The 22,319-nt window shown below is 63.4% G+C and carries 25 protein-coding genes; 9 read left to right on the plus strand and 16 right to left on the minus strand.

Translation table 11 applies throughout. From position 1 onward, the window contains the following. Positions 1-170: 170 nt before the first annotated feature. Positions 171-539 carry a hypothetical protein gene (locus B5F19_RS05545; protein WP_087288784.1) on the minus strand — a complete coding sequence of 123 codons (369 nt, stop codon included), beginning with the start codon at positions 537-539 and terminating at the stop codon, positions 171-173. Further along, positions 536-1,249: a helix-turn-helix domain-containing protein gene (locus tag B5F19_RS05550; protein ID WP_087288786.1), complete on the minus strand. Its 714-nt coding sequence runs from the start codon at positions 1,247-1,249 to the stop codon at positions 536-538. Before B5F19_RS05550 ends, B5F19_RS05545 begins: the two co-directional genes overlap by 4 nt. 1,212 nt (positions 1,250-2,461) lie before the next feature. Here B5F19_RS05550 and cysE point away from each other — a divergent pair. Together cysE and cysS are read left to right on the plus strand one after the other, a co-directional pair. After that, positions 2,462-3,136, plus strand: coding sequence for a serine O-acetyltransferase (gene cysE / locus B5F19_RS05560; protein ID WP_087288790.1), 675 nt, complete (start codon positions 2,462-2,464; stop codon positions 3,134-3,136). Between the two features lie 90 nt (positions 3,137-3,226). Further along, a complete protein-coding gene (gene cysS / locus B5F19_RS05565; protein ID WP_087288792.1) occupies positions 3,227-4,675 on the plus strand; it encodes a cysteine--tRNA ligase in 1,449 nt (482 codons plus the stop codon). 38 nt (positions 4,676-4,713) lie between these two features. Here cysS and B5F19_RS05570 read toward each other — a convergent pair whose 3' ends face one another. The 4 genes from B5F19_RS05570 to B5F19_RS05585 all read right to left on the minus strand — a co-directional run bounded on the left by B5F19_RS05570 (position 4,714) and on the right by B5F19_RS05585 (position 8,915). Then, positions 4,714-5,448, minus strand: coding sequence for an alpha/beta hydrolase (locus B5F19_RS05570; protein WP_343219418.1), 735 nt, complete (start codon positions 5,446-5,448; stop codon positions 4,714-4,716). Between the two features lie 38 nt (positions 5,449-5,486). Next, positions 5,487-5,780, minus strand: coding sequence for a TraX family protein (locus B5F19_RS05575; RefSeq protein ID WP_087288796.1), 294 nt, complete (start codon positions 5,778-5,780; stop codon positions 5,487-5,489). Positions 5,781-6,345: 565 nt separating this feature from the next. Then, entirely contained in the window at positions 6,346-7,716 is a 1,371-nt protein-coding gene (radA, locus tag B5F19_RS05580; RefSeq protein ID WP_087288798.1) for a DNA repair protein RadA, read from the minus strand. 470 nt (positions 7,717-8,186) lie between these two features. Then, on the minus strand, positions 8,187-8,915 hold the full coding sequence (locus tag B5F19_RS05585) for a YebC/PmpR family DNA-binding transcriptional regulator (RefSeq protein WP_087288800.1): 729 nt from the start codon (positions 8,913-8,915) through the stop codon (positions 8,187-8,189). 214 nt (positions 8,916-9,129) lie between these two features. Between B5F19_RS05585 and B5F19_RS05590 the strand changes: the two genes are divergently transcribed. From B5F19_RS05590 to B5F19_RS05620, 7 genes are all read left to right on the plus strand, one after another. Further along, on the plus strand, positions 9,130-9,666 hold the full coding sequence (locus B5F19_RS05590; protein WP_162612530.1) for a sigma-70 family RNA polymerase sigma factor: 537 nt from the start codon (positions 9,130-9,132) through the stop codon (positions 9,664-9,666). Further along, positions 9,663-10,748 (plus strand): hypothetical protein, encoded by a 1,086-nt coding sequence (locus tag B5F19_RS05595; protein WP_087288803.1) that lies wholly within the window; start codon positions 9,663-9,665, stop codon positions 10,746-10,748. Before B5F19_RS05590 ends, B5F19_RS05595 begins: the two co-directional genes overlap by 4 nt. A gap of 273 nt (positions 10,749-11,021) precedes the next feature. Further along, complete coding sequence (locus tag B5F19_RS05600) at positions 11,022-11,222, plus strand: hypothetical protein (protein ID WP_087288805.1); 201 nt, start codon at positions 11,022-11,024, stop codon at positions 11,220-11,222. A 115-nt stretch (positions 11,223-11,337) separates the two neighbouring features. Beyond that, positions 11,338-12,177 (plus strand): fumarate hydratase, encoded by an 840-nt coding sequence (locus B5F19_RS05605; protein WP_087288807.1) that lies wholly within the window; start codon positions 11,338-11,340, stop codon positions 12,175-12,177. A gap of 27 nt (positions 12,178-12,204) precedes the next feature. Continuing rightward, positions 12,205-13,062, plus strand: coding sequence for an alpha/beta hydrolase (locus B5F19_RS05610; RefSeq protein ID WP_087288809.1), 858 nt, complete (start codon positions 12,205-12,207; stop codon positions 13,060-13,062). Positions 13,063-13,416: 354 nt separating this feature from the next. Beyond that, positions 13,417-14,052 carry a Fe-S-containing hydro-lyase gene (locus B5F19_RS05615; protein WP_087288911.1) on the plus strand — a complete coding sequence of 212 codons (636 nt, stop codon included), beginning with the start codon at positions 13,417-13,419 and terminating at the stop codon, positions 14,050-14,052. Between the two features lie 40 nt (positions 14,053-14,092). Then, complete coding sequence (locus B5F19_RS05620) at positions 14,093-14,722, plus strand: DUF1847 domain-containing protein (protein ID WP_087288811.1); 630 nt, start codon at positions 14,093-14,095, stop codon at positions 14,720-14,722. A 92-nt stretch (positions 14,723-14,814) separates the two neighbouring features. Here B5F19_RS05620 and B5F19_RS05625 read toward each other — a convergent pair whose 3' ends face one another. From B5F19_RS05625 to B5F19_RS05670, 10 genes are all read right to left on the minus strand, one after another. After that, on the minus strand, positions 14,815-15,615 hold the full coding sequence (locus B5F19_RS05625) for a Nif3-like dinuclear metal center hexameric protein (protein ID WP_087288812.1): 801 nt from the start codon (positions 15,613-15,615) through the stop codon (positions 14,815-14,817). Further along, positions 15,603-16,310, minus strand: coding sequence for a class I SAM-dependent methyltransferase (locus B5F19_RS05630; protein ID WP_087288814.1), 708 nt, complete (start codon positions 16,308-16,310; stop codon positions 15,603-15,605). The genes B5F19_RS05625 and B5F19_RS05630 overlap by 13 nt, the downstream gene beginning before the upstream one ends. A 321-nt stretch (positions 16,311-16,631) precedes the next feature. Continuing rightward, a complete protein-coding gene (locus B5F19_RS05635) occupies positions 16,632-16,835 on the minus strand; it encodes a DUF1858 domain-containing protein (RefSeq protein WP_087288913.1) in 204 nt (67 codons plus the stop codon). Between the two features lie 83 nt (positions 16,836-16,918). Next, complete coding sequence (locus B5F19_RS05640) at positions 16,919-17,401, minus strand: helix-turn-helix transcriptional regulator (RefSeq protein ID WP_087288816.1); 483 nt, start codon at positions 17,399-17,401, stop codon at positions 16,919-16,921. A gap of 171 nt (positions 17,402-17,572) precedes the next feature. Then, positions 17,573-17,854: a zinc-ribbon domain containing protein gene (locus B5F19_RS05645; protein ID WP_087288818.1), complete on the minus strand. Its 282-nt coding sequence runs from the start codon at positions 17,852-17,854 to the stop codon at positions 17,573-17,575. A 63-nt stretch (positions 17,855-17,917) separates the two neighbouring features. Next, complete coding sequence (locus tag B5F19_RS05650; RefSeq protein ID WP_242972713.1) at positions 17,918-18,559, minus strand: sigma-70 family RNA polymerase sigma factor; 642 nt, start codon at positions 18,557-18,559, stop codon at positions 17,918-17,920. Between the two features lie 81 nt (positions 18,560-18,640). After that, positions 18,641-20,008, minus strand: a complete 1,368-nt coding sequence (gene glmM / locus B5F19_RS05655; RefSeq protein WP_087288820.1) for a phosphoglucosamine mutase — start codon at positions 20,006-20,008, stop codon at positions 18,641-18,643. Between the two features lie 455 nt (positions 20,009-20,463). Continuing rightward, positions 20,464-20,844 carry an SdpI family protein gene (locus B5F19_RS05660; RefSeq protein WP_087288822.1) on the minus strand — a complete coding sequence of 127 codons (381 nt, stop codon included), beginning with the start codon at positions 20,842-20,844 and terminating at the stop codon, positions 20,464-20,466. Positions 20,845-20,862: 18 nt separating this feature from the next. Further along, positions 20,863-21,936, minus strand: coding sequence for a Holliday junction branch migration DNA helicase RuvB (ruvB, locus tag B5F19_RS05665; protein ID WP_087288824.1), 1,074 nt, complete (start codon positions 21,934-21,936; stop codon positions 20,863-20,865). Positions 21,937-21,978: 42 nt separating this feature from the next. After that, entirely contained in the window at positions 21,979-22,311 is a 333-nt protein-coding gene (locus B5F19_RS05670) for a DUF6054 family protein (RefSeq protein WP_087288826.1), read from the minus strand. Between the last annotated feature and the right edge of the window lie 8 nt (positions 22,312-22,319).

Here is a 22,319-nt window from a genome sequence, read left to right on the forward strand (position 1 = left end):
CTGAACGCCTTGCCATGCAAGGCATTCAGGGCATTCGATCCCACTCGAGGCGGGCTGCCGCCCCCTCGAGCTCCCCCGCCAAAACTTGAGCGGATTCATCTCTACATAGGTTTTTTGACAAGCTGCGCGTCCCTCCGTCTGGACGGAGGGATGCTGTTTTCCCTTTTCCCTTAAATTTTGACGCGGCGGACCGTCAGCCACACCAGGCCGCCCGCCTGATAGGCCAGCAGGTCCCAGGGGTCCCCCACCGCCTCCGGTTTCCACAGAGGGGCCAGGACCTCCCACACCAGGCCGCACAGGAGGAGAAAGGGGACGGCCGCCCTCCAGGAGGCCACAGGCGGCAGCCGCCCCAGGCTCAGCAGCAGGTCCAGCCAGGCGCAGATGGCCAGCCCGGCAACGACGTCGTTGGCGTAGCAGGCCAGAAACCACCCCGGCGCGCCCCCCACGCTCCCCCGCAAAACGTGGACGTTCAGCAGGTAAAAGAGCGCCGCCCCCAGGCACAGGGCCAGATCCAGCCCCCGCCGCTTTTTGTCCGTCACAGGAAGGAGAGGATCAGAATGGCGGCGATGACCCCCACGATCACCGCCCCCACCGTGGCTCCGAAGGACATGGGGGTCCGGCTGGGCTGCGGGCTGGGGAGGGACTGGGGCGGCACCTGGGGCTTCTGCACCAGCTCCTCCGCCGAGCTGCCGTCGCTGTCCCGGTAGACCGCCGCCATCCCCGGCGTCCGGAAGGCGGCCAGGGCCTCCGAGGCCCGCTGGGCGGACAGCCCCCACATGAGAGAGACGGGGGCGCGGAACAGCAGCGCCTCCAGCTCCTCCTGGGAGCGGCGGCAGATGGGGAACTCCGGGGCGCACCAGGGCCGTCTGGACAGCCACGCCAGCGCGTCAAAGGCGGCGGTGAGATTTTTGCGGGGGTCCACCAGCACCAGGGAGTAGGTGTCCGCCTCCTCCTTTAGGAGGGGGTGTCCGCACTGGGGGCAGTACCGGTCCAGGCCGGTGACAATGGCCCCGCAGCTCCCGCACCGGGCGGGGGGCGCCTCCCGGGCCCCCTCCTCCCCCAGCAGCAGCCAGTCGCAGGACACCCCGCAGATCCGGCACAGCTCGGCCACGTATGCCACATCCGGGTTTGCCTGGCTGCTCTCCCACTTGCTCACCGCCTGGCGGGAGACACCCAGCCGGTCCCCCAGCTGCTCCTGGGACAGTCCGGCCTTCTTGCGGGCCAGGGCGATGCGTTCTCCTAAGGTCATGGAAGTTCCTCCTTGGTGGATGGGGTTTTTGTTTCTTCTTTATCGGGGGATTTTGCCGCCCACTCCTACGGCGGACACAGAAAGCCGTTTCTTCTGTCGCAGGGGCCGGACACTGGCCGGCCCGCGTGAGGGGCTTCTGCCATTCCGGCCCCCACCCTCATCCGCCTCGCATACGCTCGGCACCTTCCCCCTTGGAGGGGGAAGGCTCGGGCGGCTGATAGCCGCCCCTACGGCGAACACAGAAGCCGTCCCCCATTTCGTAGGGGCCGGTCCCAGACCGGCCCGCCGATCACGGACCAGCTGTCGCCTGCTCGGCCAAGCCAGGCGCGGCTGTGGAATCGCACCAGCTTCAATTTTTGCAAACCCAGGGCCCAGTGGCCCGGCGGGAATTTAGAGCAGCCACTCAGATTTTGCGCGCCGGAAATCTTTGACATATTCCCAGGTACGCGTCCCCCGTAATGGGGGTTCTAGGGGCGGCGGCGAATATGGACACGAAGTGTCCATCCTGAGCCGACCCCCTAGCGTCTTTTGGTTCCTTTTCCACGTGGAAAAGGAACTCGCCCCGCAGGGCGAAACCCTGCAAAACGGCGCGCCGAGTCGTGGCCCAGGCCAGCTTCTCTTGCCCCTGCGGGGCAATTCACCTTCTCGCGCCCTACGAGGTGACCGAAACCTGCCCCCTCATCCCCCCTTCCGGGACACCTTCACCCGAGGGAAATCGTAAAAAGAGCAGGCGGCAAAAATTCCACTTAAACTCTCTTTCATCATACAACCCCTCCCCTCTTTTGGCAAGGAAACCGGGGTAGAATCCCGTCAACCCCAGGTTGCCCCGGGGAAAACCTCCAAAATTTTTCTCCAAACTTGACACGGCGGGGAGCGGATGGTAATATAATGTCTCGTAAGGCGCTGTGAACGGAAGAGTAGCGTTTGCTCCAAAGAACAGAGAGGGCCCTTCACCGGCTGAAAGGGGGCCTGCGGCGGGGAGACGTGAAGTGCGTCCGGGAGCGCGGCGGGTAATGCCGCCCGAATGGACCTCGTTACCGGTCCGGCAAGCGAGAAATGAGAGTGGAACCGCGATGACATCGCCTCTTATCCCCTTTGGGAATAAGAGGTGTTTTTCTTTTTCTCCGGCCTGTACCTCGGTCCAGGCGGAGGGCGGGGAAAATCAGAAAACGCACGGTCTCTCTTCTCGGTGTGTCTGTGAGGAGGAACCCAATGTTCAAAAACCTAATGGAGACCCTGGAGGCCTATCAGCGCCGGGACCCGGCGGCCCGGAGCAAGCTGGAGATTTTCCTGCTCTATCAGGGGGTCCACGCCACCCTGTATCACCGCCTGGCCCACTGGCTATACTGTCATAACCGGAAGTTTCTGGCCCGGTTTGTCTCCCAGTGGAGCCGGTTCTGGACCGGCATCGAGATCCACCCCGGGGCCAAGATCGGCCGACGGCTGGTCATCGACCACGGCATGGGCATCGTCATCGGCGAGACCGCCGAGGTGGGAGACGACTGCCTCATCTACCACGGGGTCACCCTGGGCGGCACCGGCAAGGACCAGGGCAAGCGCCACCCAACCGTGGGCAACAATGTGCTCCTGAGCTGCGGAGCCAAGGTGCTGGGCCCCTTTAAAATTGGGGACAACGCCCGCATCGCCTCCAACGCCGTGGTCCTGTCCGAGGTACCACCCGACGCCACCGCCGTGGGCATCCCCGCCCAGATCGTGCGCATCGCCGGAAAAACCACCCACTACGCCGACGAGGTGGACCAGACCAGCGTGGAAAACCCCACCCTGGAAAAGCTGGAGGCCCTGTCCCAGCGGGTGGAGCTGCTGGAGAAGCTCTTGGACGAGAAGTTTATGGAGGAGAAAAAAGAAAGAGTGAAGAGTGGAGAGTGAAGAGTGGAGATGTCCTCCGCCGACACACTCAGATCACGGATACGGGCGACCGCAGGCCGCCCCTACCAAAGAAACGGGAGGTTTTCTATTATGTTGTTATACAATTCCGCTACCCATAAAAAAGAGGAGTTCACCACCCACACCCCCGGCCGGGTGGAGATGTACACCTGCGGCCCCACAGTATACCACTTCGCCCACATCGGCAACCTGCGCTCCTACATCATGGAGGACGTGCTGGAGAAATTCCTGCGCTGGTCCGGCTACGACGTGAACCGGGTCATGAACATCACCGACGTGGGCCACCTCAGCTCCGACGCGGACACCGGCGAGGACAAGATGCTCAAGGGCGCCAAGCGGGAGCACAAGACCGTCATGGAGATCGCCCAGTTCTACACCGACGCCTTCTTTGAGGACTGCCGCAAGCTGAACATCAAGCGCCCCGACACCGTCCAGCCCGCCACCGGCTGCATCGACGAGTATATCAAGATCATCTCCGGCCTGCTGGACAAGGGCTACGCCTATCAGGCGGGGGGCAACGTGTACTTCGACTCCTCCAAGCTGGAGCGCTACTATATCTTCAACGACCACGACGAGGAGGACCTGGCCGTGGGCGTGCGCGAGGGCGTGGAGGAGGACACCAACAAGCGCAACAAGAACGACTTCGTCCTCTGGTTCACCAAGTCCAAGTTTGAGGACCAGGCCCTGAAGTGGGACTCCCCCTGGGGGGTGGGCTACCCCGGCTGGCACATCGAGTGCTCCGGCATCTCCCTGAAATACAACGGGGAGTACCTGGACCTGCACTGCGGCGGCATCGACAACGCCTTCCCCCACCACACCAACGAGATCGCCCAGAGCGAGAGTTTTATTGGCCATCCCTGGTGCAAGCAGTGGTTCCATGTCCACCACCTGAACACCAACTCCGGAAAAATGTCCAAGTCCAAGGGGGAGTTTCTGACCGTCTCCCTGCTGGAGGAGAAGGGCTACGACCCCCTGGCCTACCGCTTCTTCTGCCTCCAGAGCCACTACCGCAAGGGACTGGTATTCTCCTGGGAGAACCTGGACAACGCGGCCCAGGCCTACCAGAAGCTGGTGGCCCGCATCGCCGCCCTGGACCCCAAGGACGGGGCTGTGGACGAGGCCGTGCTGGGCGAGTACAAGGAGAAATTCCTCCAGCAGGTGGGCAACGACCTGAACACCTCCATGGCGGTCACCCTGCTGTACGACGCGTTGAAGACCAAAACCAACGGCGCCACAAAGCTGGCCATCCTGAACAGCTACGACCAGGTGCTCTCCCTCTCCCTGCTGGAAAAGGCGGCGGCCGTCCGGGAGGAGCAGGCCAAGGTGAAGGCCGCCCAGGCCCAGGCCGGCTACACCGTCACCGGCGAGGGCGACCCCGAGATCGATTCCCTGGTGAAGGCCCGGGGCGAGGCCAAGAAGGCCAAGAACTTCGCCGAGGCCGACCGCATCCGGGATGAGCTGAAAGAGAAAGGCATCGAGATCACCGACGTGCCCGGCGGGGCGGTTTGGAAGCGCGTATAACAAAAAATGGTTCCGGTCCTGACGGGCCGGAACCATTTTTACTTTCGTTCCAGAAAGGGAACTGCAATTTTCAGCCACTCATCCGGCCGGTAAACGGACAGGTATCCATGTCCGTATCCTTTCGCCTCATAAAGCTCACAGGATGGGAGCAGCGTTTGAAACAAGCGGGCCGACTTCTTGACACAGTTCATCTCCTTCTCCCCGTACCAATACATGACCTGTGCGCCGCTGTCTCTCACACTGTCTTTCAGCCGATACCGCATCATATAGGTCCGATACATGGCATACAGCGTCTCCTGGGGCAGCTTTGGCATATCCTGAAGGTAGTACGCCTTGATCTCCTCCGGATAGCGCATTTCCTCCGGCAGGACCCGGTCCATAAGGGACAGCTGACGGCGGCAGGCTTTTTCGCTGAACAGAAGCGGTCCAAACAGGCGAACGGACGCGATACAGAACCGCGCCAGGACCGGCTGGGGAATGCACAGGCTCCCATCTATGATGGCTTTTTCGGCAATGTCTGATTTCCTGGCCAAAAGCTCCATTACAATCTGCCCGCCCAGCGAGACGCCGCCCAAGGCGAACAGGCGGCCTCCACACTCCCGCAGGATGTAGTCCATCAGCCGGTCCGCAGTCTGCTCCGTGGAGCGATAGGGAATCTGGTATTCCTCCCCGTGCCCATCCAGCGTGGGCAAAATCACGTGGTAGCGCGGGGACAGTGCGCGCGCCTGTCTCAAATAGTTCCACCACGCATTCCCGCCCCCATGGATCAGCATGACATGGGGTGCGGTGCGCGGTCCAAATTCATGGAAATTCAAAGCTTTTCTCCGCTCCCAACCATAACATTTGAGAAGATGCAGTTCCACAGCCGCCCCAGATAGCGCCTAATGTCGTGGGTGTACATGAGGCCCACCGTCAGACAGTAGCAGAAGATGGGGAAGGCCAGCCGCCCCACCCACCGGAAGGCCGGGTATCCGGGGAAAAAGACGGTGCCCACGTGGTCCACCACCATGCATAGGATGGCGACCAGCTTCAGGAAGTTGGTGTCCAGGTTGGTTTTCAGCCGGGGGGCCGATGTCTGTGCTTGTGTCTGTGTCTCCGCGTCCATGTCTCGTGCTCCTTTGTATGGTCGTTCTTCACCGCAACCGCCCAGAGGGCTTGCGCCCCCGGGGGTTGGGTGAAAAACAAAAACGCCGTGCAGGGCAATGCCTACACAGCGTGAGAAGCGGAGCTTCTTCATGCAACACGACCACAGGAACACAACGACAAAAGCCGCCCTTTACAAAAAGGCCGGAATGTCGTATCATATTCCATGCGGTGCGGCCGGATGGCCGTTGTGTAGGTGGTCGAAGTACCTGCGCAGGTTTCTGGGTGTTGGCCCACTCGGAAACTGCCGCATTTTTGTTTTTCACGACGATTATAGCAGGAAACGCCTGCTATTGCAAGAGGGAAAGCCGCCGCGGCCCATCGGGCCGGGGCGGCTTATCTCTTCGCATAACCCCGCCCCGGCCCGCAGATGCTAGGGCAGAAGGAGGCGGTCCAGGATGAGCTTGATTTTTTGCAGCGCCCCCTGCGTCTACCAGCAGGAGGGCCAGTGCACCCTGGTGCGGGCGGCCTCTCCCGGCCCCCGCAACCCCCACGGGTGCCTCAACTTTGTCCCGGCGGTTCCCCCCTCACAGCAGGGCGGCCAGGGCCTCCCGGATGTTGCCCACCCGGATGAGCTCCAGCCCCTCGGGGACGGCCAGCTTGCCCTGGGTACGCTTGGGGATCAGGCACTTGGTGAATCCCAGCCGCCGCACCTCGGACAGCCGCTGGCCCAGGGCGCTCACCGACCGCAGCTCCCCGGTGAGGCCCACCTCCCCGATGGCGGTGAGGTCGGCGGGGACGGGGCGGTCCCGGAAGCTGGAGGCCATGGCCAGGATGGCCGCCAGGTCGGCGGCGGGCTCGTCCAGGGACAGGCCGCCGATGACGTTTAAATAGGCGTCGCAGTTGCCCAGCAGCAGCCCGCCCCGCTTCTCCAGCACCGCCAGCAGAAGGACCGCCCGGTTGTAGTCAAAGCCGTTGCTCATCCGCCGGGGGTTGCCGAAGGCGCTGGGCACCACCAGGGCCTGGACCTCCGCCAGCACCGGCCGCACCCCCTCCATAACGCAGGCCACGCAGGTGCCCGGGGCGTTCTCCGGCCGGCCGGCCAGCATGGCCTCGGAGGGGTTGGGCACCTCGGCCAGGCCGCCGTCCTCCATCTCGAACACGCCGATCTCGTTGGTGGCCCCGAAGCGGTTCTTGGCCGCCCGGAGGATGCGGTAGGCCATGTGCCGCTCCCCCTCGAAGTAGAGCACGCAGTCCACCATGTGCTCCAGCACCTTGGGCCCGGCGATGGAGCCCTCTTTATTCACATGGCCGATGACGAAGATGGTGAGCCCTTCCCCCTTGGCCAGCTGCATCAGGGCCATGGTGCACTCCTTCACCTGGCTGATGCTCCCGGGGGCGGCGGTCACATCCCCGTGGTACAGGGTCTGGATGGAGTCCACGATGAGCACGTCGGGAGAGACGGCGTGCACCGCATCGACGACGTTCTCCAGATTGGTCTCGGACAGGAGGGACAGCCCCTTCCCCCGCACCTGGAGCCGCTCGGCCCGCAGCTTGATCTGCCGCTCCGACTCCTCCCCGGAGACATAGAGGACCTTGGCGGTGCGGCACAGGTGGTCGCAGATCTGGAGCATGAGGGTGGACTTGCCGATGCCCGGCGCGCCCCCCACCAGCACCAGGGAGCCCCGCACCGCTCCGCCCCCCAGCACCCGGTCCAGCTCCCCCATGCCGGTGGGGAAGCGCAGCTCGTCGGTGGTCTCCACCTCCGCCATAGTCTTGGGGCGGTTCAGGGCCACCCCCAGGGCGCTCCCCCGGCTGGCGGACGGGGCCTTCTTGGGGGCCTTCTCCGCCGGGCGCTCCACCATGGTGTTCCACGCCCCGCAGGCGGGGCACCTCCCCTGCCACTTGGGGGTCTCGTTGCCGCACTCGGTACAGTAAAAAATGGTCTTGGCTTTCATGGGACGCTCCTTCTGTCGAAAAAGTGGCAGAGCCACTTTTTCGAGTTAGGCTGCACGAAATTTCGGCCTCGATGTCATCGTCGCAAGCTGTGGACCACTCGCATCCGTGTAAACCCGAATGCTCGTTCCCTCCGCTGCTCCTCCTCTCCCAGAAAACCATAAAAATGGTTTTCTGGGGACCCGATAATTGTCGGCAAAAATTTCGCGAGAAGTGTCATTTCCGAGGCACAGAAGGTGAATTGGCCGAAGGCCAAGAGAAGCCACCCTGGGGTGTGTCCTCGGAAATGACCGAATTAAATTTTATTCCGTCGTCTGCCTGCGCCCGCAGGCGCGTTTCGGAGCGCAACCGCCGCACAGCGGCGGCTCTTAGCGCGGAGATGACGACGGAACTCCTTGCAGGAGGGCTTTTTGAGAAGCTGAGGAGGCCGCCGGTCCTCCGGCGGCCTCTTATATCTCGCTATGGATGTAGATTAGTCCTGCTCCCAGTTGTGGTAGACGTTCTGCACGTCGTCGTTGTCCTCCAGGAACTCCAGGAGCTTCTCCATGTTCTTGATGTCCTCTTCGCTGGTGAGCTTCACGTAGTTCTGGGGGACCATCTGGACGGAGGCCTCCAGGAAGGTATAGCCCTTCCCCTCCAGGCCGGCCACCACGTCGTTGAAGGCGTCGGGGCTGGTGTAGATCTCGAACACGTCGTCGTCGGCCTGCATGTCGTCGGCGCCGCACTCCAGAGCGTCCATCATCACGGTGTCCTCGTCCAGGTCCTCGGCGTCCAGGACGATGACGCCCTTCTTGTCAAAGGACCAGGACACGCAGCCGGTGGCGCCCAGGCCCTTGCCGTACTTGTCCAGCAGGTGGCGGACCTCCGGCGCGGTGCGGTTGCGGTTGTCGGTGAGGGCGTCCACGATGATGGCCACGCCGTTGGGGCCGTAGCCCTCGTACACCACGCTCTCGAAGCTGTCGGTGTTGCCCGCGCCCAGGGCCTTGTCGATGGTGCGCTTGATGTTGTCGTTGGGCATGTTGGCCGCCTTGGCCTTGGCGATGACGGTGGCCAGGCGGGAGTTGTTGGCGGGATCGCCGCTGCCGCCGGTCTTGACGGCCACGATCATCTCACGGGCGATCTTGGTGAAAATCTGGGAGCGCTTGGCGTCGGCCGCGCCCTTGGTCTTTTGTATGTTGTGCCACTTGGAATGTCCGGACATGAATATCTTCCCTTCTGTGAATTTCGGATCAAAAGCGCCAATATTATATCACTCGCGCCGGGGTTTGACAACCCCACGGCCGGAAAAATGGCGGGAGTTTCTCCATACGGCCCCCCGGGCGGAAAAAATTCCCCGAAAAAAGAAAGATCCCCGTGGGTTTTCTCCCCCGGCATCGTATATAATGGCAGAGACGAGAACACAGGAGGTGACCGGCGTGGACCCAGCCCAATGGATGGCCCTGCTCCAGCAGGGGGACGAGGAGGCCCTGGAGAGGCTGCTGACCCACTACGACGGCATGCTCCGGTACATCGCCGGCGGCATTCTGGAAGCTCCCCAGGACCGGGAGGACTGCCTGGCCCAGGTGCGCCTGAAGCTGTGGGAGAGCCGGGGCCAATATGACCCGGAGCGCTCCAGCCCGGCCACCTGGCTCACCGCCCTGTGCCGCAACGCCGCCGTGGACCACCTGCGGCGGCTCCAGCGCCAGGAGAGCGGGGAGCTCCCCGAGGCCCACCCGGACCCCGCCCCCGGCCCGGAGGAGCAGCTGCTCCAAAAGGAGCGGATCCAGGCCCTGGAGCGGGCGCTGAATGCCCTGCCCGCCCGGGACCGGAATCTGGTCTACCGGAAATACTACTACCTCCAGACCACCGCCCGGATGGCCGCCGAGCTGGGTCTCACCGAGCGGGCGGTGGAGGGAAAGCTGTACCGCATCCGCAGAAAACTCCAGAAGCAGTTGGGAGGTGAAGTCCTGTGAGTCCCAACGAATTTGACCGCTCTCTGATGGAGGACCTGTCCCAGCTCCCCCCCGCCCCCGGCGAGGTGGAGTCCTACACCCCCTGGCGCGCCGCCATGACAAAAATCCTGTGGGGCATGGGGCTGACCACCTTCCGGTTTGAGTTCTTCTACCTCCAGTATATCCTGCCCCTGCTGGGGGCCGCCCTGCTGTACCTGGGCTACCGGACCCTGCGGCGGGAGAACCGGTGGTTCCGGCTGTGCTGGGTCCTGTCCGGCGTCCTGCTGGCCGTCCACATGGCCACGGACATCCTCACCGCCACCCCGGTGATGGGGTGGATCACCCAAAATCCCGCCCTCCAGTGGGGGCTCACCTGGCCTCTGGTGGGGATGCAGCTGCTTCTCCTGTTCGCCCTGTGGCGGGGCACCCGGGCGGCCTTTGCCTCGGTTGGAGAGGCAGAGCCCAGGGACTGGCTGAAACGGGGCCTTGTGTGCTATCTGCTGTCTCTGGCCATCGCCCTGTGGTCTGAGCTGGTCCCCCTCACCCAGGACGACGGCTTCTTCGGCCCGTCCATCCTCGAACAGTATGAATGGCTCTACTACGGCCGGTCCATCGCCTTCATCGCCTTACAGATCTACCTTTTGGTGTGCATCGCCAGGCAGAGCGGAGCCCTGGCCGACCGGGGCTATGCCATTACCCCTGTTCCCGTCCGCTTCGCCCCAACCGTCTTTCTGGCCGGAGTGTTTGCCGTGGTCCTGCTGTCCAGCATCGCAGTCTTGTGGCTGTCCAGCCGGGCTCCCGCGCTGGAGGCCCAGCCCTTGTCCGCCGTTCATGCGGAGGAATATTCCTCGGTGCGGGCACATCTGGTGGACCTGGGTATGGACGCCGACCTAGCCAATAGTTTGGACGAGGCGGAGCTGGAGCGGTGCAGGGACGCCCTGGCCATCTACGATATGCCCCTCTACCACGCCTACGGAGAACACACTTACAACCGAGAGGACGAGACAGGCCGGGCCGATGTGGAGTATGTGATCCTTCGCTCCTGGGCGGTCCAGCTGCCCGATGACCAGGCCCGCTACTACCTCACCTTCCGGTGGCTGTAAAATCCGGAGCACAACATCCGGGAGGGGCTCACCGGCGATCCCACTTCCTACTTCCCCAGCTATGATTTCTCCGCCCGCATTCTCTGGACACAGGACGGGCAGGACTGGACCGCCGCCCCCACCGTCCACCTCGGGGGCGGCGAGACGCCGGAGGAGCTGCCCGACTGGGCCCTGGAGTGGTACGACTATGAGCTGGAGAATCTGGGACATCTGGCCTATATCCCCTGGTGCCAGTTCTCCTTCCCGGCGGACAGCGAAAACCGCTGGGGCTGGATGGCCTGGAGTGAGGACTTTACCGGCTGGCAGGAGCGCCACAACAGCCTTTACTATGAGCCCAGCCTTTTCTACCGCCATCAGATCTCCTGGCTGCGCTACCCCTACTACTCCTTCCAGGATATTCTGTCCTCCGGGTCCATTCCCAACGACGGGATGACCCAGACCCTCGGGTATGTATATTCTCTAAACCTATCCTGAAAAACTCCCCGCCCGGGCGGGGAGTTTTTTCAGCTATTATCTCGATATTATCTCTTTCCCTGGCCCGGGAAATTTGCTACAATAAAGAAAATCCAAGAAGAAAGAGGGATTGATGATGCGTACCATCCAAGCCGCCGCCCTCACCGACGCGGTGGCCAAGCTGTGCATCCAGGCCAACACCCACCTGCCCGAGGACATCGTGGCCGCCCTGGACGCCACCCGGCAGGGGGAGCCCTGGCCGCTGGCCAAGGAGACCCTGGGGCTCCTGTGGGAAAACATGGAGCTGGCGGAGGAGAAAAACCTGCCCGTCTGTCAGGACACGGGCATGGCCTGCGTCTTTGTGGAGCTGGGCCAGGACGTGCATATTGAGGGGAATTTCGAGGAGGCCATCCACCAGGGTGTCCGGAAGGGCTACGGCGAGGGTTTCCTGCGTAAATCCATTGTGGGCGACCCCCTGCGCCGGGTGAACACCGAAGACAACACCCCCGCCGCCATCACCGTCCGGCTGGTGCCCGGGGACGGGTGCAAGGTCACCGTGGCCCCCAAGGGCTTCGGGTCGGAGAACATGAGCCGCCTGGGCATGCTCAAGCCCGCCGACGGCGTGGAGGGCGTGAAGAAATTTGTGGTGGAGACGGTGAAGCTGGCCGGCTCCAACCCCTGCCCCCCCATCGTGCTGGGCATCGGCATCGGGGGCTCCTTCGACAAGGTGGCCTATCTGGCCAAGCACGCCCTGCTCCGGCCCATCGACCAGAGAAATCCCGACCCCTTCTACGCCGATCTGGAGCGGGAGCTTTTACGCGAAATCAACGCCCTGGGCATCGGCCCCCAGGGCTTCGGCGGACAGACCACCTGCCTGGGCCTGTCCATCGAGACCGCCCCCACCCACGTGGCCGGCCTGCCCGTGGCGGTGAATGTGAGCTGCCACGTGACCCGCCGGGCCACAGCTGAGCTGTAATATCCCAGTTTTCCACGGAGGATCTCCATGCAAGACGAGTATGTGAAATTAGAGAAGGGCACCGTCCAGGTCACCCGGACGGGGTATGGCCCCACTCCCCTGGTGCTGCTGTCCGGCTTCAGCACTCTGTTCCCGGGGCTGGAGTACGGCGCCCTGGGCACTGAACTGGCTAAAAAGTTTCCCGTTCTGATCCCCTCCAAGTTCGGCTATGGGTACAGCGACCTGACCGACGCCCCCCGGGACGTGGACGCCATCGTGGAGGAGTACCGAGCGGTGCTGTCCGCCCTGAAGGTCCCCACCCCGGTGGTGCTGTGCGCCCACAGCATGGGCTTTCTGGAGGCCCTGCGCTGGGCTCAGAAGTACCCGGAGGAGGTGGCCGCCCTGGTGGGCCTGGACCCGGCCACCCCAGAGGTCTACCAGACCTTTGACCTGACAGGCTCCCAGGCCCGTCTGGAGAAGATCAACCGGCCGGAGTGGAAGCGGAGGCTCACCTTCCGGCTGATGGCCTCCTCCATGTTGAGCCGTTATCCTGCCAATCTCCGGCGGAAGCTGGCCCCCGCCGCCCGGCGGAACTTCGCCTGCCTCACCTGGGTCAACGAGAGCCGGGCCCTTCCTGAGAATGTGCGGACCATATCCCGGGCCGGCGCCCCGGCCAACATCCCCGCCCTGTTCCTGCTGTCCAACGGGAAGGGCACGCCCATCCCCGGCGAGGAGTGGCGGAAGCACGCCCTGAGCTATCTGGAGCACTTTGAATCCCGGCAGTATGAGCTCTTCGACCTGCCCCACGACCTGTACTACTACCAGCCCCAAGAGCTGGCGGAGGTCATTCTGGACTTCCTGGCGCAGGTACAGGATGGGGCGCTGGAGAAGGGCGGAGCGGAATAACCGGAGCAAAAACTCGCCTCGGTGCAACCAGGAGACCGCCCCTACGTGCCAGTACCAGCCATCACCTGCTCGGCAAAGTCAGGCGCGGCTCCGAAACCGCATCGGCATCAATTTTAGGAACGTCAGGGCCCAGTGGCCCGGTGGAAATTCAGACTTTCACTCAGATTTTGCGCGCCGGAAATATTGCAAAACCGAATAAGTACGCGTCCCCCGTAATGGGGTCCGGGGCCGACTCCCCCTGTCAGGGGGAGATGGCCCGAAGGGCCAGAGGGGGTAGGGATGCAGCCTATGGGCCTAGGCGGAGCCGTAGCCCATCGGATGCGTCCCCGGTGGCGTTTTGCCTACTTTGCCGCCATGGGCAAAGTAGGTCGCCGCCCGCAGGCGGCGAAAGCTCCCACAGTCCAAGAAACACAAGGAGGAATCACCATGCAATATAAGCTGAAAACTCCCGTCACCCGGGAGGACCTGGCCCCGCTGAAGGCCGGGGACACCGTTTTGCTCTCGGGTACGGTGTACACCGCCCGGGACGCCGCCCACAAGCGGATGATGGAGCGGCTGGACGCGGGAGAGCCCCTCCCCTTCCCGGTGGAGGGCTCCGCCGTGTACTATGTGGGCCCCACCCCGGAGCGCCCGGGCGAGGTCATCGGCTCCGCCGGCCCCACCACCAGCGGCCGGATGGACGCCTACTCCCCCCGCCTGCTGGACCTGGGCCAGCTCGTCATGATCGGCAAGGGCAAGCGGAACCAGGCGGTGAAGGACGCGGTGGTCCGCAATGGCGGGGTTTACTTAGCCGCCCTTGGCGGCGCGGGGGCCCTGATGGCCGCCAGCGTGAAGGAGCTGGAGGTGATCTGCTGGGAGGACCTGGGCTGTGAGGCGGTGCGGAAGCTGGAGGTGGAGGACTTCCCCCTCACCGTCATCCTGGACGCCCACGGGGGAGATTTGTACGAGAGCGGCCCCGCCGCCTATCTGGCCAGCCGGGACCAGGGGTAACGGCCCGGCTCCATTCCAGTTCTGATGAGGAGGGATTTCTATGTTCACCTGCGCCCAGTGCGCCATCGAGGCCTGCCGGTCCGGGAAGCTGGACCAGATGCCCAAAAACTGTCCCATGCACGACCCGGCCTTCTTTGAGCAGGTCCTGGAGGAGTATTTCAAACCGGAAAACCACGACTTTTTCGTAGCCAGCGCCGCGGTGGAGGCCATCGGGTACGGACAGTGGCCCCGCCTGCGGGAGGTGATGGAGTTCGCCCGCCGCATGGGCTACACCAAGCTGGGGCTGGCCTTCTGCGCCGGGCTCCACAAGGAGGCCGCCGTGGTGGACCGGATTTTCCGGAAAAACGGCTTTGAGGTGGTGTCCGTCATCTGCAAGACGGGCTCCATCCCCAAGGACAGGGCGGGGGTGCCCCAGCAGTTCCGGGTGCGCCCCGGCGCCTACGAGGTCATGTGCAACCCCATCGCCCAGGCGGAGCTTCTGAACCGGGAGGGAACCCAGTTCAACGTGTGCCTGGGGCTGTGCGTGGGTCACGACTCCCTGTTCTACAAATACTCCAAGGCCCTGGTCACCACCCTGGTGGCCAAGGACCGGGTCACCGGCAACAACCCAGTCGCCGCCATCTACTGCGCCGACGGGTATCTGAAAAAACGGCTGGAGCTGGAGGACTGACGACAACCCCCCATCCGCGGTCAGCGGATGGGGGGTTGTAGAGCGCCGAAAACTCTATTTTAATTTTCTGGGGTTTTACATGCGCTTATACGTTATACGCACCCGTAGGCCTCCTGGTGGGTCTGAGAAATTTTTACCGGAATGCCCGGGAACTTCAGGGACAGATACTGGACGATCTTGGGGCAGACCACGTTTTCCGTGGCGTAGTGCCCCGCGTCCATGAGGGTGATCCCCAGGGCCCTGGCCTCCAGGAACTGGTCGTATTTCACGTCGGCGGTGACGAAGGTGTCGCACCCGGCGGCTGCCGCGTCGGCCAGCATGGAGCCGCAGGAGCCTCCCCCCACGGCCACCCGCCGCACCGGCTTCCCGCCGTCGGCAAAGCGCACCCCGGCGGCGTGGAGCTTCTCCTTCACAAAGGCGGCGTACTCCCCGGCGGACAGGCCGCTACCGGCGGAGGCATTTCCCACCCGGCCGATGCCGTAGGGCTGGCCGCTGCGGTCCACGCCGTCCTGGTGGAGCTGCTCCAGATCAGTGAGCTCCAGGGCCTGGGCCAGGCACACGTTCACGCCCCCCTGGGCGGCGTCCAGGTTGGTGTGGGCGCAGATGGCGGCGATGCCCCGCTCCGCCAGGGCCAGCAGGGTCCGGCCGGTGGGAGTCTCGTCGGTGAGGCGCTTCACCGGGTGGAAAATCACCGGGTGGTGGGCCACGATCAGGTCGGCTCCCCAGTCCGCCGCCTCGTCCGCCACCGGCTCTGTGATGTCCAGGGAGACCAGGATCTTCCGGACCTCCCGCTCCCCCCGGCCCACCAGGAAACCGGCGTTGTCAAAGTCCATCTGGGTCTCAAAAGGGGCCCACTGGTCCATCTGTGTAAAAATGTCTCTTACCGTTGCCATCCGTCCCACTCCTTTTTCATATCCTGCAGGCCGTCCCGCACCTGCTCCAGCTCCCGCTTCCGGGCCTCTCCCCTGCCCTCCCGGGCCAGGGACAGTCCGGCGATGGCCCGGTCCAGCTTGCGGATGAGCCCCTCCAGATAGGGGCCCCGCAGCGCGTCCCGGCTCTGCCGCCCCGCCCACAGCTCCGCCGGGGTGAGAGGGGGCATCTCCCCCGTCCGGACGGACATCACCACATAGATGGCGTCCTCCTCCCGGGCCAGGCGCTCCTCCTCAATCTGATAGCCGTTTTGGAACAGCCACCCCCGCAGGTCGGGCAGGGAGCTCATGGGCTGGAGCACCAGGGGCACGTCCCGCTCCCGCACCCAGGGGGCGTCCGCTAAAATCTGGGCGATGGTCTCGCCCCCCATGCCGGCGATGACAATGGCGTCGGTCTCCTCCGGGCGGATGCCCTTCAGGCCGTCGCACAGGCGGAAGCCCATCCTGTCCCGGCAGCCGTACTCCGCCGCTGTCTCCTTGGCCCGGAGCAGAGGCCCGTGGCGCAGGTCGGCGGCGATGGCGTATGGAATTTTTCCCTCCAGCAGCAGGGCGGCGGGCAGATAGGCGTGGTCGGTGCCGATGTCCGCCAGCCGGGCCCCGGCGGGCACCAGGTCCGCCGCCGTGCGCAGGCGGGGGGTCAGTTCAAGATTATGTCTCATGGTCTGTTCACCGTCTTTCCAGGCGGAAGATAAAAAACAGGGCGGATTGCTCCGCCCCGGCCCAGGCGGTCGAAAAAGTCCAGGGACTTTCCCGACCGCCTGAAAAAATGTCGTTACTTTCCCGCCGCCCAGCGGCGGAAAAGTCCTCGCTGCGCTCGCTGAACGTCTTGCCGTGCAAGGCATTCAGGGCATTCGATCCCACTCGGGGCGGGCTGCCGCCCCTCGAGCTCCCCCGCCAAAACTCGGGCAGATTCGTCTTAACAGAGGGTTTTCTGCAAACAGGGCCGGGGCGGATTTCTCCGCCCCGGCCCGTTCTCGGTCTTACTCGCCGGCGGCGATCATCTCGTTGACCTTGGCCAGCAGGTCGTCCACTTCCACGCCGTGGACCATGCAGGCCTGCTCCACCGTCTCACCCCGGGAGGCGGGGCAGCCCAGGCAGTGCATGCCGATGTTCATGAACAGGGGCGCGGTCTGGGGGGCGATGGTCAGAATATCACCAATGATGGTGTCCTTTGTAATGGTCATGGGAATCTCCTCCATTCTTCTTGGGTTACGAGAGTAGTATAGCCGAACCTCCCTGCTTTTTCAATGGGAAATTGTAAAAAATATTATTTCCCACCGTATTTCCGCCGCACGTGCCGCCGCCCCAGGAAGAAAATCAGCAGACCCGCGATCACCGCAGCCATGGGGGCCAGCCCCAGCATCAACAAAAAGCCGAACATAACTCTCGCGCCCCCAATAGCGGCGATGGAGGAAATTCCAGGGAGCAGCTGTATCAGCTGATAGAGCCCAACAGCCATGAGGACCAGCCCCAGCCAATACCAGTGGGTGGCAAGCCAGTCGGGCTGTCTGGGGGGCCGCTCCGGAGAGGGAGCCTCGCTCACCCCGTTTTCTGAGACATTGCCCAGCAGCTCATCAACGGACACCCCCAGCGCCCGGGCCAGGGGGACCAATTTGTCCGTGTCAGGCAGGGCGGCATTCAGCTCCCACTTGCTCACCGCCTGGCGGGATACCCCCACCAGTTCGGCCAGCTGCTCCTGGGAGAGGCGGCGCTTTGTCCGCAGGCGTTGGATGGTTTCTCCGATGGTCATGGTCCGCTTCCCTCCTTTCTGCTGTTTATGCTACCAGATGGGCGGTTGCGCGGCCACCAGCCCGGGCTGGAATCTGCGCAACCGCCGGTTGCGCCCTTCCTTTTTCCAATCGTGCCGCGAAGGCAGACAAAAAGGGCGCCCGCTTGGGGCGCCCTTTGGATCAACTGGCAATCAGCCCTGCTGCTCGCGCATCTTGGCGAAGCACTCGCTGCAATAGACGGGACGGTCGGACTTGGGCTCGAAAGGCACCCGAGCCTCTCCGCCGCAGGCAGCGCACACAGCGGTGAAATACTCACGGGGGCCGCGGGCGGCATTCTTGCGGGCGTCACGGCAGGCCTTGCAGCGCTGGGGCTCGTTCTGGAAGCCGCGCTCGGCGTAGAACTCCTGCTCACCGGCGGTAAAGGTGAACTCGTTACCGCACTCTTTGCATACCAGGATCTTGTCTTCGTACATTTGGTTTCCCTCTCTTTGACTCGTTACCCAGAGGCGTTGTGCATGGGTGGTGTAATATTGCGATCAGCTCTCGCTGGATCCGCTGGAAGAAAAGTTCCGGGCCACCTTCCGGCGGATTCGCTGGACCGCGTTGTCCACCGCCTTGGGGGACCGGCCCACCCGCCGGGCGATCTCTCCGCAGGAGAGGCCGCTTAAATAGGGGGACAGGATGCTTGCTTCGAACTCAGATAACTGGCCCTTCAGAGCGTCCAGACGCTCTCTCAGTTCCTCCCTGCCAATGATGACATCTTCCGGGCTCTCTTCGCTGGAAAACAGGTACGCATTGGTTCCGTCAAAAAGAGGGGGTTCGAATGAGACGCTGTGATTTAAAGGGGAATGTTTGCTGCCCTGGGCGGCGCGCACCGCGCTGTACAGCCGGCTTCGGATGCAGATCTCTGCAAAGGTGCGGAAGGATGCGTCCCTCCCGCCCTCAAAGCTGCGGATGGCGGTGAGCAGTCCCAGCATGCCCTCCTGAAACAGGTCCTCGCTGTCCCCTCCCGCCAGAAACAGCGGGCGGGCGCAGGCGCGCACCAGGCGGCCGTAGCGGCGGACCAGCTCCTCCTCAGCGGCGGCGTTCCCCGCCCCTGCCAGAAGGCATATTTCCTCGTCCGGTAAGGACTGGAAATCCGGTATTGGCTCATTTTTATTCCGGTTGCTATCCATCATAAACAAAATGACTGGTTTTGTCAAGGGGTATCCGGAAATATTTTGTTCATATTTCCATATACTTTCCCGATTTTTCCAGTTTTATTCCTTTGCGAGACTGGGAATCATCTGGGCCAGCCGCTGGGCGGTCTGGCGGGCGGCGTCCTCGGTCTTGGCCTCCACCATCACTCGCATGAGGGCCTCGGTGCCCGAGGGGCGCACCAGGATGCGGCCGCTTCCGGCGAGCTGCTCCTCCTCCGCCTTCACCGCGTCCCAAAGGGCCTGGCTGGCCATGACGGCCTTTTTTACGTCGTTGTCGGCCACCGGCACGTTGATGAGCACCTGGGGGTACCGGGCGCAGGCCCCAAAGAGCTCCGAGGCCTTCTTGCCGCTCTCCTTCAGCAGAGAGAGCACCTGAAGAGCGGTGAGCTGGCCGTCGCCGGTGGTGGCGTAGTCGGTAAAGATCATGTGTCCCGACTGCTCGCCGCCCAGGACGTAGCCCTGCTCCAGCATCCGCTCCAGCACGTTCCGGTCGCCCACGTCGGTGATCTCCAGCTTCAGGCCGTGCTCCTTGGCAAAGACATGGAGCCCCAGGTTGGACATGACGGTGGCCACCACGGTGTCTCCGGGCAGCGCCCCTCTCCCCTTCCGGTCCAGGCCGCAGGCGGCCATGATCTGGTCGCCGTCGATCAGACTGCCCTGCTCATCCACCGCCAGACAGCGGTCCGCGTCCCCGTCGAAGGCGATGCCGATGTCATAGCCCCCCGCCTTCACCATGGCGGCCAGGCTGTCAATGTGGGTGGAGCCGCACTTGTCGTTGATGTTCACCCCGTCCGGGTCGGCGTTGATTACGTCGGTCTGGAGCTTGGGGAAGCGGTCGAACAGCCGGGCGGCGGTGGTGTAGGAGGCCCCGTTGGCGCAGTCCACCAGAATGCGCAGGCCGGCCAGGTCGCTGGTGATGGTGGACTCCAGGTGGTCGATGTAGTCCAGGACGGCCTTCTCGGCCACATAGCTCACCTTGCCGATGTCTCCGCCGGTCTTCCGGCCCACGTCGTTGTGGCCGAAGAGGACCACGTCCTCGATCTTCTCCTCCAGCTCGTCGGAGAGCTTGTAGCCCTGGCCGTTGAAGATTTTAATGCCGTTGTGCTCAAAGGGGTTGTGGCTGGCGGAGATGACGATGCCGGCGTCCGCCTTCTCGTCCACCGTCACCCAGGCCACGCCGGGGGTGGGCAGGGTGCCCAGGTCCAGCACGTCCGCTCCGGCGGTGCACAGGCCCGCAATCAGGGAGCCCTTCAGCAGGTCGCCGGAGATGCGGGTGTCCTTGCCGATGGTCACCAGGGGTTTTTCTCCCGGCTTCTTGCCCTTGGCCAGGACCTGGGCCGCGGCCAGGCCCACCTTGTAGGCCAGGTCTGCGTCCAGTCCGGCGTTGACTACGCCGCGAATGCCGTCGGTTCCAAATAGTTTACCCATGGAAATGCACCTCATTACTTGTTTGATTTTTTTGATTTCAAATAACCGTTTTTCGGTGGTTTGCTCAGTGTATGAAATGTATGAAACTATGCCGCGGGGGGATTCCGCCGTCTGCGGACGGCGGGTTACTTTGCCCGCGGCGGCAAAGTAACCAAAACGCCGCCGGGGACGCGGCCGATGGACTACGGCTCCGCTGTGCTCCGCCTAAGTCCATAGGACCGCTTTCCCCGGACCCCGTTTACGGGGGCGCTCTCTTGATAGATGCTGCAATATTTCCGGCGCGCAAAATCTGAGTGACTCTCCGCAATTCAATCCGGGCCCACTGGGGCCCTGCGTATGTAAAAATTTCAGGTTTTTCCATTCAACCACCGCGCCTGAGTTTGCCGAGCCAACGGCCCCGGTTCGTTGCCGGCTGCGCTGCGGATGCCGGCGGTTTTAAACCGCTTCCCGCTCTGTCATGATCTCTTTCTTCCAGAATCATCAAAGTTCCGTTTCAGGGCCCGCTCCACCGGGAAGATGCTGCCGATCAGGGCAAGCGTCTGAATGGTCACCACCACAACGCTGACCACGCTGACGGTCTCAATGCCGCGCCCGAAGGTCAGCACGGCCGCCAGCAGGGCGGGGAGAAAAGACAGCTTTCCCAGGCGCACCCACAACCGTCCACAGGTCTCGTGGGCAAAGTTCCAGGTCTCCTGATTTTTCATGGACCGGGCGGTGCGGTAGCCGTAGAGCGCGTTGATCGTTTTGGGGGGATGCTTGAGAAACCGTCTCCCAAAGCCCACCATGATGGCCGGGATCAGCAGGTCCATGGCGGTGAAAAAAAGCCAAAAGGCCATGCGCTTCCCCTCCCTGCTTTAGAAGCTCAACTGATCCAGCCCTCCAGAGATCTCTCCCCCGGGTACGGGCAGGCCCAGGTGCTGATAGGCCTTGGGGGTGACGCACCGGCCCCGTGGGGTGCGGGTGAGGAACCCCAGCTGCATCAGGTAGGGCTCGTACACATCCTCCAGGGTGACCGCCTCCTCGTTGATGGTGGCGGCCAGGGTCTCCAGCCCCACCGGCCCGCCCCGGTAGTTCTCGATGATGCTCCGGAGCATCCGGTGGTCGATGGCGTCCAGCCCCAGGTGGTCGATCTCCAGGGCGGTGAGGGCCTCGTCGGCCACCTTTTTGGTTATAACCCCTCCGGCCTTCACCTGGGCGAAGTCCCGCACCCGCCGGAGCATCCGGTTGGCAATTCGTGGAGTTCCCCGGGAGCGCTTGGCGATCTCCATGGCCCCGTCGGGCTCGATGGGCACCTCCAGGATGCCGGCGGACCGTGTGACGATGAGGGAGAGCTCCTCCGGGGTGTAAAGCTCCAGCCTTAACGTCACCCCGAACCGGTCCCGGAGGGGGGCGGACAGCTGGCCCGCCCGGGTGGTGGCCCCGATGAGGGTGAACTTGGGCAGGTCCAGGCGGATGGAGTTGGCGGACGGCCCCTTGCCGATGATGATGTCGATGGCGTAGTCCTCCATGGCCGGGTACAGGACCTCCTCCACCGACCGGTTCAGGCGGTGGATCTCGTCCACAAAGAGGATGTCGTTCTCGTTCAGGTTGGTGAGCAGGGCGGCCAGGTCCCCCGCCTTCTCGATGGCCGGTCCGGAGGTGATGCGGATGTTCACCCCCATCTCGTTGGCGATGATGCCGCTGAGGGTGGTCTTGCCCAGCCCCGGGGGACCGTGGAGGAGTACGTGGTCCAGAGGCTCGCGGCGCATCTTGGCCGCCTGGATGAACACCTCCAGGTTACCCTTGGCCTTCTCCTGGCCGATGTACTCCCGCAGGGTCTTGGGCCGGAGGGAGTACTCCCCCTCGTCCTCCCGGGTGAGGGAGGTGGTCACCAGGGGCTCGTCCAGCGCCTCCGGCTCAAAGTCTGTGTTGGAAAAATCGATTGCCATGGATTCACTTCCTGTCTGATGGTACGTTAAAATACAGAAAAATCACAGCCGCTCCGCCAGCTCACGCAGGGTATCCAGAAAGGCCTCCTCCCCCATGGTGTTCATTTTGAACAGCATGGCCTGGCTCCCTCCGGCGGTAATGGCAGACAGGCACAACTCCTCCCCGTCCCCCACCAGGGTCACCGTCATGGATACCCGGTTGCCCCCCGTCCAGCTGTACCGCTCGTACACCCGGACACAGCAGCGCACCCCGGAAAACATGATATAGCTCTCATCCTCAAAGCTGGCCGAGGAGCTGGCGCTCAAAATTCCGTCATGGAGATAGCGCAGGGTCTTATCAAAGTCGCCGCGAAACTGTTTTTCATACTTGGCCATTGGGTCTC

This window comes from Pseudoflavonifractor sp. An184, assembly GCF_002160305.1.
Taxonomy (GTDB): domain Bacteria; phylum Bacillota; class Clostridia; order Oscillospirales; family Oscillospiraceae; genus Lawsonibacter; species Lawsonibacter pullicola.

Coding starts and splice junctions, on each gene's coding strand:
- B5F19_RS05550 (WP_087288786.1), bottom strand. CDS start 1,249: ATGACCTTAGGAGAACGCATCGCCCTGGCCCGCAAGAAGGCCGGACTG.
- cysE (WP_087288790.1), top strand. CDS start 2,462: ATGTTCAAAAACCTAATGGAGACCCTGGAGGCCTATCAGCGCCGGGAC.
- cysS (WP_087288792.1), top strand. CDS start 3,227: ATGTTGTTATACAATTCCGCTACCCATAAAAAAGAGGAGTTCACCACC.
- B5F19_RS05570 (WP_343219418.1), bottom strand. CDS start 5,448: ATGCTGATCCATGGGGGCGGGAATGCGTGGTGGAACTATTTGAGACAG.
- B5F19_RS05575 (WP_087288796.1), bottom strand. CDS start 5,780: ATGGACGCGGAGACACAGACACAAGCACAGACATCGGCCCCCCGGCTG.
- radA (WP_087288798.1), bottom strand. CDS start 7,716: ATGAAAGCCAAGACCATTTTTTACTGTACCGAGTGCGGCAACGAGACC.
- B5F19_RS05585 (WP_087288800.1), bottom strand. CDS start 8,915: ATGTCCGGACATTCCAAGTGGCACAACATACAAAAGACCAAGGGCGCG.
- B5F19_RS05600 (WP_087288805.1), top strand. CDS start 11,022: ATGGCCTGGAGTGAGGACTTTACCGGCTGGCAGGAGCGCCACAACAGC.
- B5F19_RS05605 (WP_087288807.1), top strand. CDS start 11,338: ATGCGTACCATCCAAGCCGCCGCCCTCACCGACGCGGTGGCCAAGCTG.
- B5F19_RS05610 (WP_087288809.1), top strand. CDS start 12,205: ATGCAAGACGAGTATGTGAAATTAGAGAAGGGCACCGTCCAGGTCACC.
- B5F19_RS05615 (WP_087288911.1), top strand. CDS start 13,417: ATGGGCAAAGTAGGTCGCCGCCCGCAGGCGGCGAAAGCTCCCACAGTC.
- B5F19_RS05620 (WP_087288811.1), top strand. CDS start 14,093: ATGTTCACCTGCGCCCAGTGCGCCATCGAGGCCTGCCGGTCCGGGAAG.
- B5F19_RS05625 (WP_087288812.1), bottom strand. CDS start 15,615: ATGGCAACGGTAAGAGACATTTTTACACAGATGGACCAGTGGGCCCCT.
- B5F19_RS05630 (WP_087288814.1), bottom strand. CDS start 16,310: ATGAGACATAATCTTGAACTGACCCCCCGCCTGCGCACGGCGGCGGAC.
- B5F19_RS05635 (WP_087288913.1), bottom strand. CDS start 16,835: ATGACCATTACAAAGGACACCATCATTGGTGATATTCTGACCATCGCC.
- B5F19_RS05640 (WP_087288816.1), bottom strand. CDS start 17,401: ATGACCATCGGAGAAACCATCCAACGCCTGCGGACAAAGCGCCGCCTC.
- B5F19_RS05645 (WP_087288818.1), bottom strand. CDS start 17,854: ATGTACGAAGACAAGATCCTGGTATGCAAAGAGTGCGGTAACGAGTTC.
- B5F19_RS05650 (WP_242972713.1), bottom strand. CDS start 18,559: ATGATGGATAGCAACCGGAATAAAAATGAGCCAATACCGGATTTCCAG.
- glmM (WP_087288820.1), bottom strand. CDS start 20,008: ATGGGTAAACTATTTGGAACCGACGGCATTCGCGGCGTAGTCAACGCC.
- B5F19_RS05660 (WP_087288822.1), bottom strand. CDS start 20,844: ATGGCCTTTTGGCTTTTTTTCACCGCCATGGACCTGCTGATCCCGGCC.
- ruvB (WP_087288824.1), bottom strand. CDS start 21,936: ATGGCAATCGATTTTTCCAACACAGACTTTGAGCCGGAGGCGCTGGAC.
- B5F19_RS05670 (WP_087288826.1), bottom strand. CDS start 22,311: ATGGCCAAGTATGAAAAACAGTTTCGCGGCGACTTTGATAAGACCCTG.